At 43.6% G+C, this 14,580-nt stretch carries 15 protein-coding genes; 1 reads left to right on the top strand and 14 read right to left on the bottom strand.

What is annotated here, in order from left to right; translation table 11 throughout:
• From GCA01S_RS04700 to sppA, 10 genes are all read right to left on the bottom strand, one after another.
• Positions 1-1,536, bottom strand: coding sequence for a class I adenylate-forming enzyme family protein (locus GCA01S_RS04700; RefSeq protein ID WP_017434961.1), 1,536 nt, complete (start codon positions 1,534-1,536; stop codon positions 1-3).
• A 116-nt stretch (positions 1,537-1,652) separates the two neighbouring features.
• On the bottom strand, positions 1,653-1,997 hold the full coding sequence (locus GCA01S_RS04705) for an SCP2 sterol-binding domain-containing protein (RefSeq protein WP_017434960.1): 345 nt from the start codon (positions 1,995-1,997) through the stop codon (positions 1,653-1,655).
• 153 nt (positions 1,998-2,150) lie between these two features.
• Positions 2,151-2,675 (bottom strand): hypothetical protein, encoded by a 525-nt coding sequence (locus tag GCA01S_RS04710; RefSeq protein ID WP_017434959.1) that lies wholly within the window; start codon positions 2,673-2,675, stop codon positions 2,151-2,153.
• 480 nt (positions 2,676-3,155) lie between these two features.
• Positions 3,156-4,349, bottom strand: a complete 1,194-nt coding sequence (locus GCA01S_RS04715) for an acetate kinase (protein ID WP_017434958.1) — start codon at positions 4,347-4,349, stop codon at positions 3,156-3,158.
• Between the two features lie 223 nt (positions 4,350-4,572).
• On the bottom strand, positions 4,573-5,562 hold the full coding sequence (locus GCA01S_RS04720) for a class I SAM-dependent methyltransferase (protein ID WP_017434957.1): 990 nt from the start codon (positions 5,560-5,562) through the stop codon (positions 4,573-4,575).
• Between the two features lie 128 nt (positions 5,563-5,690).
• On the bottom strand, positions 5,691-6,191 hold the full coding sequence (gene tpx, locus GCA01S_RS04725; protein ID WP_042407624.1) for a thiol peroxidase: 501 nt from the start codon (positions 6,189-6,191) through the stop codon (positions 5,691-5,693).
• A gap of 78 nt (positions 6,192-6,269) precedes the next feature.
• The gene (gene ytfJ / locus GCA01S_RS04730) at positions 6,270-6,728 is read right to left on the bottom strand and encodes a GerW family sporulation protein (protein ID WP_042407626.1); all 459 of its coding nucleotides are present in this window, start codon (positions 6,726-6,728) and stop codon (positions 6,270-6,272) included.
• A gap of 33 nt (positions 6,729-6,761) precedes the next feature.
• Positions 6,762-7,451 carry a DUF2953 domain-containing protein gene (locus tag GCA01S_RS04735; protein ID WP_042407630.1) on the bottom strand — a complete coding sequence of 230 codons (690 nt, stop codon included), beginning with the start codon at positions 7,449-7,451 and terminating at the stop codon, positions 6,762-6,764.
• A 71-nt stretch (positions 7,452-7,522) separates the two neighbouring features.
• On the bottom strand, positions 7,523-8,002 hold the full coding sequence (locus GCA01S_RS04740; protein WP_042407631.1) for an RDD family protein: 480 nt from the start codon (positions 8,000-8,002) through the stop codon (positions 7,523-7,525).
• A 13-nt stretch (positions 8,003-8,015) separates the two neighbouring features.
• Positions 8,016-9,026, bottom strand: coding sequence for a signal peptide peptidase SppA (sppA, locus tag GCA01S_RS04745; RefSeq protein WP_042407633.1), 1,011 nt, complete (start codon positions 9,024-9,026; stop codon positions 8,016-8,018).
• 130 nt (positions 9,027-9,156) lie between these two features.
• Between sppA and GCA01S_RS04750 the strand changes: the two genes are divergently transcribed.
• Complete coding sequence (locus GCA01S_RS04750) at positions 9,157-9,960, top strand: NAD kinase (RefSeq protein ID WP_042407635.1); 804 nt, start codon at positions 9,157-9,159, stop codon at positions 9,958-9,960.
• 81 nt (positions 9,961-10,041) lie between these two features.
• Here GCA01S_RS04750 and mbcS read toward each other — a convergent pair whose 3' ends face one another.
• The 4 genes from mbcS to GCA01S_RS04770 form a co-directional block, all read right to left on the bottom strand.
• On the bottom strand, positions 10,042-11,631 hold the full coding sequence (gene mbcS / locus GCA01S_RS04755; protein ID WP_042407638.1) for an acyl-CoA synthetase MbcS: 1,590 nt from the start codon (positions 11,629-11,631) through the stop codon (positions 10,042-10,044).
• Positions 11,632-11,789: 158 nt separating this feature from the next.
• The gene (locus GCA01S_RS04760) at positions 11,790-11,999 is read right to left on the bottom strand and encodes an alpha/beta-type small acid-soluble spore protein (protein WP_042407640.1); all 210 of its coding nucleotides are present in this window, start codon (positions 11,997-11,999) and stop codon (positions 11,790-11,792) included.
• A gap of 80 nt (positions 12,000-12,079) precedes the next feature.
• A complete protein-coding gene (thiI, locus tag GCA01S_RS04765) occupies positions 12,080-13,285 on the bottom strand; it encodes a tRNA uracil 4-sulfurtransferase ThiI (protein WP_017434948.1) in 1,206 nt (401 codons plus the stop codon).
• A 5-nt stretch (positions 13,286-13,290) separates the two neighbouring features.
• A complete protein-coding gene (locus tag GCA01S_RS04770; RefSeq protein WP_042407644.1) occupies positions 13,291-14,436 on the bottom strand; it encodes a cysteine desulfurase family protein in 1,146 nt (381 codons plus the stop codon).
• Positions 14,437-14,580: the final 144 nt, after the last annotated feature.

Genomic DNA, 14,580 nt, shown 5'->3' on the forward strand with positions numbered 1-14,580 from the left:
TTATGTTTGCGTAGCTGTCTCAAATTCCTTTGCCCATTCGCGAAGTTTCTTTTTATCGATTTTTCCGATTAAATTTTTCGGTAAGTATCCGACGATTTTGATGAATCGCGGACTTTTATGTTTCGCGACTTTCTTTTGGCAAAACTCAATTAATTCTTCTTTTGTCGTTTGTGCACCCTGGCGGAGCACGACATAAGCGGCCACTTCTTCGCCCATTCTAGGAGACGGTACGCCGACAACGCCGGCTTCGACGACGTCAGGATGAACCATGAGCAATTCCTCGAGATCGCGTGGATAAATATTAAATCCGCCGCGAATAATCACATCCTTTTTCCGGTCAACGATAAATACATAGCCTTCCTCGTCGATCCGGGCCATATCGCCGGTGTAAAGCCACCCATCCCGAAGAATTTCCCGGCTTTCTTCTTCCTTGCCGTAGTAACCTTTAAAAACATTCGGGCCGGAAACAATCAATTCCCCAACTTCATTGGGCGGAAGGCGATAGCCGTTTTCATCGACGACGGCGACTTCAATTCCCGGCAACGGCAATCCGACGGAACCTGGCTTTATCGGTTTCGATGGATCGGTGGCTGTAACGATCGGAGCTGCCTCGGACAGCCCGTATCCTTCTAAGATGATACAGCCGAATTTTCGTTGGAAATCGTAAGCCAGCTGTTTCGGAAGAGACGCCGAACCTGAAACACAGACAATAAAGCTCGACGTATCATACTCGTCGGCATCAGGATGATGATACAAGGCGTGAAACATCGCCGGCACCATCGCTGAATGCGTCACTTTATATTTTTCAATGGCTTCTAGCACTTTCACGGGATCAAAATAAGGCAAAAGTACAATTTTATCACCTAATAAAAGCGCGACATTCATCATCGTGAAACCGAAAGCGTGGGAAAACGGCAACACCCCAAGCGCCACACGTTCTTCTCTCAATTGTAAAATTTGCGCTGTTTTCGATGCCGCTTCTGCATTGGAATACAAGTTTTTATGCGTCAACACCACCCCTTTTGGATTCCCTGTTGTCCCTGCTGTATACAGCAAGGCCGCCTCATCTTCTTCACAGATAGGTACATTTGGCGCAGACGTCGAGGCATTTTCCATTCCCTTCCATAAAGAGTAGGGGGAATCGTGCCGATCCAATGTGAAGATTTTTGGCGGTGCCGATAAATTATAAACCGCCTCCTTCACCTTCGCCAAAAGCAGATCGGTGGTCAAAACAATTTTTGGCTGGCAATCTTGCAAAATATAATGAATTTCCTGCGCTTGCAAAAGAGGCATCACGGGAACGACTACGGCGCCTGCCTTAATAATCCCGCTAAACGCGATGACGACTTCAGGACAGTTCGGCATCGTGACAACCACGCGGTCCCCGCGTTCCACCCCTAACTCGATCAACGTATGCGCTAACTGGGAGGAAAGCTCATCGCAGTACGTATTCGTATATTCTTCACCCTCAAAAATGAGAACGGGATACATGCCGAATTTTTCGATATTATTAGACCAAATGTTTCTTAAATTCATTCCACGTCTCTCCTCAATGAGATTCATGTATAAGAAACCAGATGCCGGACATTTAATATGCTTTGAAGCTCAAGCCATCAGCTTCTTCCCGGCTTCTGGTTCTGCCCTTTCACCGTTTACTGTTTGGCGTGGTTGTAGGCTGACAACACTTCTTGAAGCCGTAAAGCAAGGCCCATGTCTCCGTCGATTTTGAGCTTTCCGCTCATAAAGGCTTCAGTCCCGTTCAATTCTCCTTCCACCAATTTTTTAAAATCACTCGAATCGATGGTGAGCGTACAATCGGACGCTTCCTGTTCGCCTTCGACGACAGAACCTGCATCAGGGCGAAGAATCACTTGGTAAACGCCAGCTTCTTCCCCGCTTAAGTTGAACTGATAGACAGCGACAATCCCATCAGCTCGAGAAGGATCCTCCTTGAGCTGCGAATCGATCATTTGAAAAATTTCTTTAACGGTTGTCATTGGATTCCCTCCTAAATTATTTAAATTATTTTCATGTTGGTTATAGTGTAAAATATTTAGAATAATACTAGTATTCCGAAAAAAGTCGGAGTTTTTTTTCGCAAACTCCCGTTTCCCCCCGATATTTATACGTATTTTTCCTTTGTGGCCATGTTATCTCTTCCGCGATGAAAACAAGAGGGAAAGCAGCCGTTGTTCGCCGATAAGTTCCAAGTAGCGGGGATATAAAGCAAAAGCGGGCATAATACTCTGCAGCATTTGTAACGCTTTCTTTTTCGACCCATTCACCTTTATTTTTCCCGTCATTAACGCTAGGGGGACATTTACATTTCCTCCCCAAAATTGATGCGCTATATCTCCCGTTGTTTTGACGGATACATCCAGTGATTTGATCGATTCACCAAGGTAAACCGTATAATTTCCCCCCTTTTTCGGCTGTCTGGCATCAATACAAATAAGAGCATTCGGTTGAGTAATTTCAAATTCAATGGCTATCCTAGATTTTCGAATTTTTTCGCCGATTTGATTCATTTGATCGACCTCATCACCATTTTCGTAATATGCTGGGCTATGTCCCCACCATTGCCTCAATTCCTGAATCGTTCTTGGACGGGAAGGGATCTTCATAAACTCGCCCACTACCCGATAAAAATGTTCCGCATCCTGAAAAACCGGCATGTCTTTTCCAACTCCTTCAATGGATTAAATCGTAATAGACAGTATGAAAGCATCTTTACGTACCTATTAAACTATTTTAAAAATGGTGCCTTTGCAACCCGTGGATTGAAGGGATTATCAAGATCAATTGGGATGATCCCCTCACTTTGGCGTAGTGAGACTGTGCTGCATTTGATATTTCGGTCACCGAAAATGAAGTGAGCACGTTTCGGATTGTAATCGTTTTTCTAATCTGTACGTACATACAATATTAGATTTAGAAAATAAAGCCTTCGTTTTCTTAACCTATTTCCTAAAACAACTAAATACGCAGCAAGGACAGCGGGTAGCTTTCGCTTTTACCCTATTGGCATGTTTTCGCTTTTTTAGTGGCAAAGAAAAAAGCAACCTTTTTTCATGTATTTAGAACATGAAAAAAGGTTGCTTTAAAAATTTAGGTTATCGTTAGATTTAGGTCACGTTTTTTAAATATATTCCATATCAAGAAATATTTGCTAATCTTACAACGTCCCGTGCGATCATGACTTCTTCGTTCGTTGGGATGACTAATACTTTGACCGGGGAGTGCGGATAGCTAATGAACGCTTCCTTGCCGCGCACTTTATTCAACACTGGATCCCAATATACGCCCATAAATTCGAGGCCTCGCAGCACTTTCGCACGGATGACCTCACTGTTTTCACCGATGCCGGCGGTGAAGATGATCGCATCGACGCCGCACATGCGCGCCGCATAAGAGCCGATATATTTATGAATGCGGTTAGCGAACACTTCGAGCGCCAGTTCCGCGCGTTCGTTTCCTTCGGCCGCCGCTTTTTCGAGGTCGCGCAAATCGCTCGACAGTCCGGAAATACCAAGCATGCCGCTCTTCTTATTTAACACTTCAATCACTTCTTCGGCAGTCATTCCTGTTTTTTCCATAATATATGGGATTAGGGCTGGGTCAATATTTCCGGAACGGGTACCCATCGCAACACCGGCAAGCGGCGTAAAGCCCATCGACGTATCGATCGATTTTCCGCCTTCGACCGCCGCGATGCTGGCGCCGTTGCCAAGATGGCAGGAAATGAGACGAAGCTGTTCAATCGGCCGGCCAAGCAATTCAGCGGCTCGTTGTGTTACATATTTATGAGACGTGCCGTGAAATCCATATTTGCGAATACCGAACTTTGTATAGTATTCGTACGGTAGACTATATAAAAATGATTGTTCTGGCATGGTTTGATGGAACGCCGTATCAAACACGGCCACAGCCGGCACATTTGGAAGCACTTCTTGAAACGCTTTAATGCCGACAATGTTTGCCGGATTATGAAGGGGAGCAAGCTCCGATACTTCTTCAATTTGCTTGAGCACTTCATCCGTAATCAGCACTGAATCGCTGAATTTCTCACCGCCGTGAACGACGCGGTGGCCGATTCCATCAATTTCATCAAACGAACGGATAATGCCATAGCGGATGAGCTTATCAAGCAGCATCTTCACCGCTACAGCGTGGTTTGGAATCGCTGTTACTTCCTGAATTTTCTCTCCGTTTACCGTAATCGTAAAAATCGCATCATCAAAGCCGATTCGTTCGACAATTCCTTTCGTTAACACCGTTTCACTCGGCATCTCAAACAATTGAAACTTTAATGACGAACTACCGGCGTTAATTGCTAACACCTTTGCCATTTTTTAACAGCTCCTTTTATACTTAACATGTTGTTACCATTAGTTTATTCGGTTTTGTATTATTTCACTATACCTTTTTCATTGTATGCTTGTTCGCCCTTTCTTTTCAAGCAAGTTCTTTGCTGTAATCGGTTGCAAATTTATGTTTTTATCTTTCGAAAATATAAATAGTTACTATCTTTCGAAAATAAAAACAGTTCCCGTCATGTACCGGGAACTGTTTTTATTTTCCTTTTTCTTCTGTAATCCATTCATCGATTTTTTTCATCATCGCCTGCATCGCCTGTTTATTGGAGAAACGAGGAAGTTCCACTAATAACGCTTTTTTCGGTGCTTTTACGTTTTCTCCTTTCTTTTGCAAAATAAAAATGCTTTTTGCTGCTTGTTCTGTTTTGAACATCGATAGCGGTAGTTGCAACAGCCCTTGAATCACCGCATGCTCTTTAATAAATTCATGCAATTTTGCCGCCTGGTCGCTTGAAAATAATGTATTTGGAATTAAGAAAAATAAGTAACCGCCTTCTTTGGTATAATACAAGCTTTGCTCAATGAACAAATGGTGGGCGTATGAATGCCCTTCTTCTGCTTTTAATACAAAGCGAGAAGAGTTTTCTTTATTCGGATAATAACCAACAGGCAAATCGCACACGACTACATCAGCAAGCTCTACAAATAGCGGCTGCAAACCATCTTGATTAAAAAGCTGAATCGCGTGTTTTTGCAAATTCGCGTTCACATATGCTAGCTTAATTAATACATCATCCACATCCACACCGTAACTTTTCGTTTGCTTTCCTTTAAGGTGGTTAAGCACCGTTGTCAGCAAATTTGCGGTGCCGACGGCAGGATCAAGAATAGTAAGGGCAAGATGTTTGCGGGTAAATTGATTGACTAAATAGCTCATAAATAAACTAACCGCATCCGGGGTCATCTGATGATGCGGTTGTGTATACTCTTTCATTCCTTTTAACACCGCTAGCTGAAAAGCTTTGCGAATTTCTTCATTTGTAAAACGCTCTAACTGTATGTCTGTATATTGTTTTTTTAGACGTTTCGCGTTTACTTCGCTCACTTCTTCTTGAAGAACATCGCCGTGAAACACGTTTTCTCCCGTTTCCGCCACTGCTTCTAAATAAGTGCATTGTAATTCATCTTGCAAGATTTTGGCCGTTTCGTCGAATAATGTAAACAAGCGCTCTACTGGAGTTGCCATTGTTCCTCCACCTTTCCGTAAGTGTCCAATATTTTATTGTACGATGCGCACAATCCAATAGCAAGAAGGATATACAAACATGCGCTGATAAAACACGAAAAGACCTCGAACGAGTCGAGGTCTTTTCTTTATTTTGCTGATTTTGCTGCTTCAATTGCTGCTTCGTAATTTGGATGGTTCGTTACTTCCGGCACATACTCGACGTAAGTGACGATGTCATTGCTGTCAATGACAAATACTGCGCGCGCCAATAAACGCAATTCTTTAATGAGTACGCCGTACGCTTGTCCAAACGAAACATCGCGATGGTCAGAAAGCACTTGCACGTTTTCCACCCCGGCTGCCCCGCACCAGCGTTTTTGCGCAAACGGCAAATCCACGCTAATCGTTAATACTTTTACGTTGTCTAATTTCGCTGCTTCTTCGTTAAACCGGCGTGTTTGCGTATCACAAACTCCTGTATCGAGCGACGGCACCACGCTGATCAAGCGAACATGCCCTTTCGTATCCGCAAGCGTCACTTCGGATAAATTTTGATCCAATACGGTAAAGTCAGGTGCTTTATCTCCCACTTTTACTTCATTGCCGACCAATGTTACCGGTTTTCCTTTAAATGTCACTTGTGCCATTGGCTTTCCCCCTTAAAATATTATGTACTACTGTCATCATAAAGGGGATACCAAAAAATTTCAATGATTTTGATTTATTTAAATGTCAAAATCATTAGTTGGCGATGATCTTTCTGCACCATTTTTATTTTTCTTTAACATTGCTTGAATTTTTTCAATCGCCTGCGGTGCGACATCAAGAATTTTTTCATATAAATGCGTGCTCTCGTCAAGATGAAGCAGCTTGACCCCGGATGAGTTTACCACTAAAAACGCAATCGGAGTAATAGACACACCGCCGCCGCTTCCGCCGCCAAACGGATGTTCATCTGTTTGATTTTGACTTGCTCCTTGTTGCGCTCTAGCGCCATTACTTTTTCCGTCGATCATAAATTCGCTTCCGCCTGCCGCAAATCCAAATCCTACTTTCGAAACGGTTAAAATAACGCTCCCGTCCGGTGTTTCCACAGGGTCGCCGATAATCGTATTGACGTCAATCATTTGTTTTAAGTTTTCCATTGCGGTTGTCATAAGCCCCTGAATCGGATGATTGCTCATGCCAAATTCCTCCTAGTATCCTTCATTTGTTTGCTAGTATCCTTCATTTGTTTGCTGGGTAGCAAACGCTTTTATTTCCGACAAACGGTTGCCACGCCAATGTTTGATCACTCGTATTCCTGCTAATATAGCATGCCCGATTCGAAAATGAATCATACATATAAATTTTGTTTCCGAAACTGCTTGGTGAAAAGATGGAATGATCGTGATCATAGGAGTTGTTTTTAATTTCATATATTTGCTGCATACCGCCAGCACGCTATATTTTAACGACCACCCTAACCCGACCATCATCCCTGTCGTTGCCGCGTCCCCTGTTCCGATTTTCGTCTGCCATTCAAATTTTGTAATCGATACATGACGGAAAAAGTTTTTCATAATGTCATTCAAGTGCACAACTCGTTCTGTAAATTCTCTTGCTTTGCGAAGAATATTCATGATTTCCTTTGGTGTATATTTGCTTCGTTTTTCCTTGCTGTTCGCTGTATTCTCCATACTTTTCTTATGGGCAATAACGATACCTGGAGACGTTGACGTTGTTTCTACTTTTACTAGAGGGATATGGACGGTATAGCGAACGATTCCGAACAATGTGCGAAACGTAATTTTCCATTCATCATCATCTTGAGCATGTTGAAAAAAAATAGTCACCGATAATTTCATCATCGCCAACATAAACAAGAATAATAACAAAACCACAATGGCCGCTGCTACGATTTTCAACCTTCGCACTCCCCTTCAACATACCATTGTCACCATGTACAAAAAAAAATAAACCTGCCGCAAAGGCAGATTTATTCATGAACGACAATCGTATCAGCAAACTGGTCATGCATTCCTTTTTTCTTTTCCGAAAATGCAACAAACAAAAAACCAATAAATAAAATTGTTTTCGCAATAAACTTCCCGATTACTTCGCGAAACAGCACCGTCGACCATGTCAACGGCTTCCCCGACTCATCGGCGACCTTTAGACCAAACACCATTTTTCCCAGCGTCTGCTGAAAAAACTTTGTCATAAGTACAAAATACGTATAAAATACCACTGTCGTCACAATCGTCGCCGGCGCAAACATATTCGTTCTCTCCGTTGGAATGCCGAGCAGATGAAAAAGTGGAAACACCAAGAGCCGATTAAGGCTTCCGACAACGAGCAAATCAAGCAAATACGCCCAGAGGCGCATCCAAAACCCGGCATACCTTATATGGGAATGCGTGTTCGTGCATGCCTCTTTTCTGATTTCTACAGGAACAGGCAAATATTCTCCAGTCATTTTTCCACTTCCTTTACTCCGCATATAAGTACATCAAACGCGGCGAAGACGGCTTTGAAAGCAACCGAATTAATTCACTTGCCTCATGCTTCGGCATCGCATTTCGATTTAGCGCCATTTGAAACAGGGAACCAAATGAAAAATCATCCGTATACTTCACCACTTGCGCATCCTCTAAATGATGGTCTTTTTTCAGCGCAGCGATAGTATCATCCAAATAACCAAACTCGTCAATCAAACGCAGTTGCTTGGCCTGTCTTCCGTCGTAAATACGCCCATCGGCAATTTTCCGCACTTCGCTTTCCGGGAGATGTCGACCTTCGGAAATCACTTTCACAAATCCCTCATAAGAATTTTGAATTAGTCGCTGCAATATTTTCTTTTCTGCTTCCGTCATTTTTCTTGCCGGATTCATTATATCTTTATACGGCCCGCTTTTTATCGTAACGAGCTCGACGCCGTATTTTTTGGCAAGCCCTTCGTAGTTTAAGCTTTGCATAATGACGCCGAGCGATCCGGTAATCGTTTCCGGGCTCGCAAAAATTTTATCTCCTGCCGTTGAAATATAATATCCTCCCGAAGCAGCCATCGCTCCCATGGAAACATAAATCGGCTTTTTTGTTTCTTTTTTCAGCTTTACCAGCTGGTCGTGTATCTCCGCACTTTCGACCACACCGCCGCCCGGAGAATTCACCCTTAGAACAATCGCTTTGACCGTATCATCCTTTTTCGCTTGCTCAATCATTCGCAAAAAAGATGGATGGTTATATCCCGATGCGGAAAATAGCGTTTCGGTATCCCCTGTATCTTGAATCACCCCGTTCACTTCAAGAACGACAATTTTTTGCAATGCATCTCCGTCTTCGATGACTTCTTCGCCAAATTCCTGCTCTGCCAGCGCCAGACAGTTTTCCGACCATTTTTCCGCATCATTGGTTAATAGTGTAGTGATGACATTAACAAGCACAGAAATGACAAATAATGCAGCGGCGATTGCCAGAGCGATCCATCGCTTTCGGTTCATTCTTTTTCCCCCTACGAAAACAACGATATTTTTAGATTGACTGCAAAAGTGTTACACTAAATAATGTATACTCCCTTTATTGTACCATAATTACATATTCACTAAAATACACCAACAGGAGGTCTCCGCCATGGCAGACGGACAAAATCATCTTTATTTTTTTTATAAGCGGGATGAACAGCTAATCAAGCGGGTAGAGCCGCTCATTGCACTCGCCAAACAAGGTCCGTTCATCGTTGTCGACAATCATCAGGAAGCGAATATTATCATCAGCATTGGGGACGACGGCGCGTTTTTGCAGGCGGTGCGGCAGACAGGGTTTCGCAGTGATTGTTTATACGTCGGCATTTCTACGCTTCCTTCACGTGGATTTTACTGCGATTTTCAAATTGATGACATCGATCATATGGTAGAAGCAACGAAAAACTTGCAGCTCGAAGTAAGAAAATATCCGACGATTGAAGTCACCATTGACGATGCGGCCTCGTTTTTCTGTTTAAATGAATGTTCGATCCGTTCGCAAATTATCAAAACAATGGCGATGGAAGTATTTATTGATGATTTGCATTTTGAAACGTTCCGAGGCGACGGAATCATCGTTTCGACTCCGACAGGAAGTACAGCATATAATAAATCGGTAAATGGAGCGGTCGTTGATCCGCTTCTTCCCTGCTTTCAAGTAAGCGAGTTGGCGTCGCTGAACAACAACCGCTACCGGACGCTCGGCTCATCGTTTATTTTAAGTGGGTCGAGAAAGTTAACATTAAAAATTTTGGAAGAAACCAGCCACTTTCCAATTATCGGCCTTGATAACGAAGCATTAAGCATTCAACATATAGAGAAAATCGATATTAAACTAAGCGACCGAGTAATCAAGACCGTCCGCCTGAAAGACAATTCATTCTGGGACAAAGTCAAACGAATGTTTTTATAAGAGATTCATGCTAAGCGCGAAAAATGTGCTGCCTAAATATAAAAAGACTGTTTCGTGCACGAAACAGTCTTTTTTGTTTGATTATTGCTGCGCAAGGCGCAATTCCCGCTCGCGCAGTTCGACGCGGCGGATTTTTCCCGACGGTGTTTTTGGCAAATCGTCGACAAATTCAATTTTACGCGGGTATTTATACGGTGCGGTCAGCTGCTTGACATGCTCCTGCAGCTTTGGAATCAGCGTCGGATCATTTTTGTCGACTCCTTCGCGGAGAACGACAAATGCCTTCACGACGTGACCGCGAATTTCATCTGGGCTCGCTACCACCGCACATTCTTTGACAGCCGGATGCTTGATAAGGGCATCCTCTACTTCAAACGGTCCGATCGTATAGCCGGAGCTGATGATAATATCATCCCCACGCCCTTCAAACCAGAAGTAGCCGTCTTCATCCTTTCTCGCTTTATCCCCTGTAATGTAATAATCTCCGCGGAACTGCATCGCCGTTCTTTCCGGATCTTTATAGTAACACTTAAACAGTGTTGGTGTGTCGACATGGACGGCGATATCGCCAACTTCACCGACCGCACATGGCTCTCCGTTTTCGTTGATAATCTCAACGATGTTTCCTGGCGTCGGTTTGCCCATGGAGCCTGGCTTTATCTTCATTCCTTTCATCACACCGACAAGCAATGTATTTTCCGTTTGTCCATACCCATCGCGGACTTGAATGTTGAAATATTTCTCAAACGTATCAATCACTTCTCGGTTAAGCGGCTCTCCGGCTGATACGGCGCTGCGGAGATGAGGAAGCTGATAATCGCCGATGTTTGGCACTTTTGCCATCAGCCGATACTCCGTCGGCGTGCAGCAAAGCACATTTACTTCGTATTTGCTTAACAGCTGCAAATATTTTTCCGGGTCAAACCGGCCATAATAGACGAATCCCGTGGCACCTGAACCGAGCGTCGATAAAAACGGGCTCCAAATCCATTTTTGCCAGCCTGGGCCGGCAGTCGCCCAAACAAGATCATTTTCTTCAATACATAACCAGTTTTTCGCAGCAATGCGCAAATGCGCATACCCCCACCCGTGCGAATGAACGACCCCTTTCGGATTTCCGGTCGTTCCCGACGTATATGATAAAAACGCCATATCATCGCGGAATGTGTCGGCTGCCGCAAGCACATCGCTTTCCGCCTGCATCGCTTTCTCTAAATTGATCCAGCCGTTTGGCTCTGTTTGTCCCACGACGAATTTCACGATATGATCGATGTTTTCGATCGGTTCAAATTGATCGACATACGGCTCATAAGTGATAATCGCTTTGACCTCGCCGTGAGAAATGCGGTATTGCAAATCTTTGGTGCGAAGCATTTCCGAACTCGGAATGACTACCAGCCCCGCTTTTAACGTTCCTAAATATACTGCATATGCTTCGATTAAGCGCGGCATCATAATGAGCACTTTGTCGCCTTTTTCAAGGCCGCGGTTTAATAAAGCGCTTCCAATTTGATTGGCGCGTTTGATTAAATCGCCATATGTAATTTCTCGTGTTTCCCCTTGCTCATTTTCCCACTTTAAAGCAAGCTTATTCGGATTAGCCACCGCATGTTTTTCGATCTCGGACGTTAAATTATAACGTTCCGGAGCGATGAAATCTTCCCGCTTCATGCGCTTTCCCCACTCCCTTTGCCATAATCGTTCAGCAATGAACAGGCGCCATCTCATTGCTTGCTATTCCAATTATACAAAATAATTATTATATTTTGAATATTTTTTTAAAATAATAAAAGGCGGGGAAAACCCGCCTCTGTAGCCATGATATTCAATTAGAATGTTTGTTGAGTACCGCCTAATTGTTGTTGTGCCATCGCAACAAGGCGTTTTGTAATTTCACCACCAACAGAACCGTTAGCGCGAGAAGTAGTGTCAGCGCCTAATTTGACGCCAAATTCTTGGGCAATTTCATATTTCATTTGTTCAAGAGCTTGTTGCGCACCTGGAACAAGTAATTGATTCGAATTGTTGCTGCGTGCCATATGCTTTCACCTCCTTGTACCTATAGAATGTGTGAAAACATATGGCTTCATGCATCCATCATTTTGGTAAATTTTGAGATTTAGAATAACTGCTCAAACTCGTCTTCCGCTTCGAAATCTTCATCAATGACTATCGTTTCCGTATTGGCAATCGCCTTTTCTATCAATGGATCTAAGTCGACAGCACTTTCATAACGAAGCACTTTCTCTTTTTTCGGTTTGGTTTTTGGCGATTTTGGCGTAAAAATGGTGCAGCAATCTTCATATGGAAGAATGGAAATATCGTGTGTATCAATTTTTTTCGCGATCTCGATAATTTCAACTTTATCCATCGACACAAGCGGGCGGAGAATCGGAGTTGTTGTCACCTCATTGATGACAAACATGCTTTCCAGCGTTTGGCTTGCCACTTGGCCAAGGCTTTCCCCTGTGACAATCGCTAGCGCTCGCTGGCGCCGGCGCAAAGCATCCGTAATTTTTAACATCGCCCTTCTTGTCGAAATAAGTGAATATTCATCTGGCACTTGTTTGTAAATTTCCTGCTGCACTTCGGTAAATGGGACGATATGAAGTTTGATTTTCCCGCCGTACGTCGTTAATTTTTTTACCAAATCAATCACTTTTTGTTTTGCCCGCTCGCTTGTAAACGGAGGGCTGAAAAAGTGAACCGCTTCAATCTCGAGGCCGCGCTTCATCGCCAAGTATCCGGCAACAGGGCTATCAATTCCGCCGGAAAGCATCAGCATCGCCTTGCCGCTTGTCCCGACCGGCAGACCGCCGGCGCCGAAAATATCGCGGCATGTCACATAAGTACCATCTTGGCGAACCTCGACGCGGACGTTAATATCAGGATCATGGACATCAACGGTTAATCCATCTGTATTACGTAAAATATAAGCGCCGATTTCATGATTTAATTCGTCACTTCCATATGGAAATCGTTTGTCTACTCTTCGCGCGCTTACTTTAAACGTTTTTCCTTCGTATGGAAGCTGTTTCACTGCTGCCAGCGCTGTTTCTTTTATTTCGTTTAATTCATTATGGCACTTCATCGCCAAACTAAAGGAATGAATGCCAAATACAGTTTTTAGCTTTTCAATAATTGGTTCGTGCGGTTCTCCGTTTAATAAAATGTACATGCGATCTCGCATGTATTCGATTTGAATATTAGGAAACATATGAAGTTTTTTGGAAACATTATTTTTTAGACGGCGAACAAACACGTTGCGATTTCGGCCTTTTGTCGTCATTTCACCATAGCGGATTAAAATGCGGTCATATTTCATAGCAATTACCTCGTTACCTCACTTAATTTTTCAATAGCTTTTTTCATCGCAGCAACGGCAATCGGAATTTCCTCGAGCGTATTTTCAAAAGAAAGGCTGATGCGAATTCCGCTTTCTGCCCGTTCTTCCCCCACTCCCATCGCCAACAACGTTTTGCTTGGCGCTTTCTTTTTTGAGGAACATGCCGATGTCGTCGAAACAAAAATATCGCTTTTCGCTAACTCATGGACAAACACTTCCGGCTTCATGCCGTGTTTTAATGAAAAATTAATGATATGAGGAGCGGAGTGCTCCACCGGGGTATTGATTTGAATCTCTGGAATTGCTTTTAGTTCATTCAGCCATGCTTGCTTTACTTCATGTAGATAATCGATTTGTTTATCGTATTTTTCCAGCGCGATTCGCAGCGCTTTTGCCATGGCCACGATAGCCGGGACATTTTCCGTTCCAGAGCGGAGCTGCATTTCCTGCCCCCCGCCGGCGAGCAGCGGCGAGAGCCGAATGCCTTGACGAACGTATAAAATGCCTGCCCCACGCAATCCATGAAACTTATGGGCTGACATCGTGCACAGATCAATCCGTGCTTTTTTCATATCAAGCGGCACTTTGCTAATGCCTTGCACACGGTCGACATGGAAAATTGTTTTCGGATAATGCGCCAGCAATGCTCCGATTTCCTCGACAGGCTGAATCGCGCCAACCTCGTTGTTGACATGCATGACGGAAACGAGAATCGTATCTTCGCGAAGCGCCTTTTTCACTTGCTCGGCCGTGACCATCCCATGTTCGTTTACCGGCAAATACGTCACTTCAAATCCTAGTTGTTCCAGCTGCTGACAAGGCTCCGATACGGATGGGTGCTCTATGGCCGTCGTGATAATATGCTTGCCGCGATGGCGATATTGAAACGCCACCCCTTTGATTGCAAAGTTATTCGCTTCTGTTCCTCCAGATGTAAAAACGATTTCACTAGGCTTTACCTTTAAAGCGGCGGCAATTTGTTCGCGCGCCTGCGTTAAGAGACGCTCCGACTTCATCCCTAACTCATGCAGCGAGGACGGATTGCCAAAATATTTTGTTGCGACAGTGACAAACGAATCGATCACCTCAGGAAACGGTTTTGTTGTTGCGCTATTATCTAAATAAATCATCACGTCCATCCTCCGATTATCGTCCACCATGATACATTAGTAAATATAATAAAGAAAGCAATGAAACATCAACCAAAATATATTTTATTTACATTATTCACAAAAAAACCGATAAATATCTATTTGCATACAGCGATATTCATC

Source organism: Parageobacillus caldoxylosilyticus NBRC 107762, from assembly GCF_000632715.1.
GTDB classification, from domain to species: Bacteria; Bacillota; Bacilli; order Bacillales; family Anoxybacillaceae; genus Saccharococcus; species Saccharococcus caldoxylosilyticus.

Coding starts and splice junctions, on each gene's coding strand:
- tpx (WP_042407624.1), bottom strand. CDS start 6,191: ATGGCACAAGTGACATTTAAAGGAAAACCGGTAACATTGGTCGGCAAT.
- GCA01S_RS04740 (WP_042407631.1), bottom strand. CDS start 8,002: ATGACTGGAGAATATTTGCCTGTTCCTGTAGAAATCAGAAAAGAGGCA.
- GCA01S_RS04750 (WP_042407635.1), top strand. CDS start 9,157: ATGGCAGACGGACAAAATCATCTTTATTTTTTTTATAAGCGGGATGAA.
- GCA01S_RS04715 (WP_017434958.1), bottom strand. CDS start 4,349: ATGGCAAAGGTGTTAGCAATTAACGCCGGTAGTTCGTCATTAAAGTTT.
- GCA01S_RS04770 (WP_042407644.1), bottom strand. CDS start 14,436: ATGATTTATTTAGATAATAGCGCAACAACAAAACCGTTTCCTGAGGTG.
- thiI (WP_017434948.1), bottom strand. CDS start 13,285: ATGAAATATGACCGCATTTTAATCCGCTATGGTGAAATGACGACAAAA.
- GCA01S_RS04700 (WP_017434961.1), bottom strand. CDS start 1,536: ATGAATTTAAGAAACATTTGGTCTAATAATATCGAAAAATTCGGCATG.
- GCA01S_RS04705 (WP_017434960.1), bottom strand. CDS start 1,997: ATGACAACCGTTAAAGAAATTTTTCAAATGATCGATTCGCAGCTCAAG.
- sppA (WP_042407633.1), bottom strand. CDS start 9,026: ATGAACCGAAAGCGATGGATCGCTCTGGCAATCGCCGCTGCATTATTT.
- ytfJ (WP_042407626.1), bottom strand. CDS start 6,728: ATGAGCAATCATCCGATTCAGGGGCTTATGACAACCGCAATGGAAAAC.
- GCA01S_RS04760 (WP_042407640.1), bottom strand. CDS start 11,999: ATGGCACGCAGCAACAATTCGAATCAATTACTTGTTCCAGGTGCGCAA.
- GCA01S_RS04720 (WP_017434957.1), bottom strand. CDS start 5,562: ATGGCAACTCCAGTAGAGCGCTTGTTTACATTATTCGACGAAACGGCC.
- GCA01S_RS04710 (WP_017434959.1), bottom strand. CDS start 2,675: ATGCCGGTTTTTCAGGATGCGGAACATTTTTATCGGGTAGTGGGCGAG.
- mbcS (WP_042407638.1), bottom strand. CDS start 11,631: ATGAAGCGGGAAGATTTCATCGCTCCGGAACGTTATAATTTAACGTCC.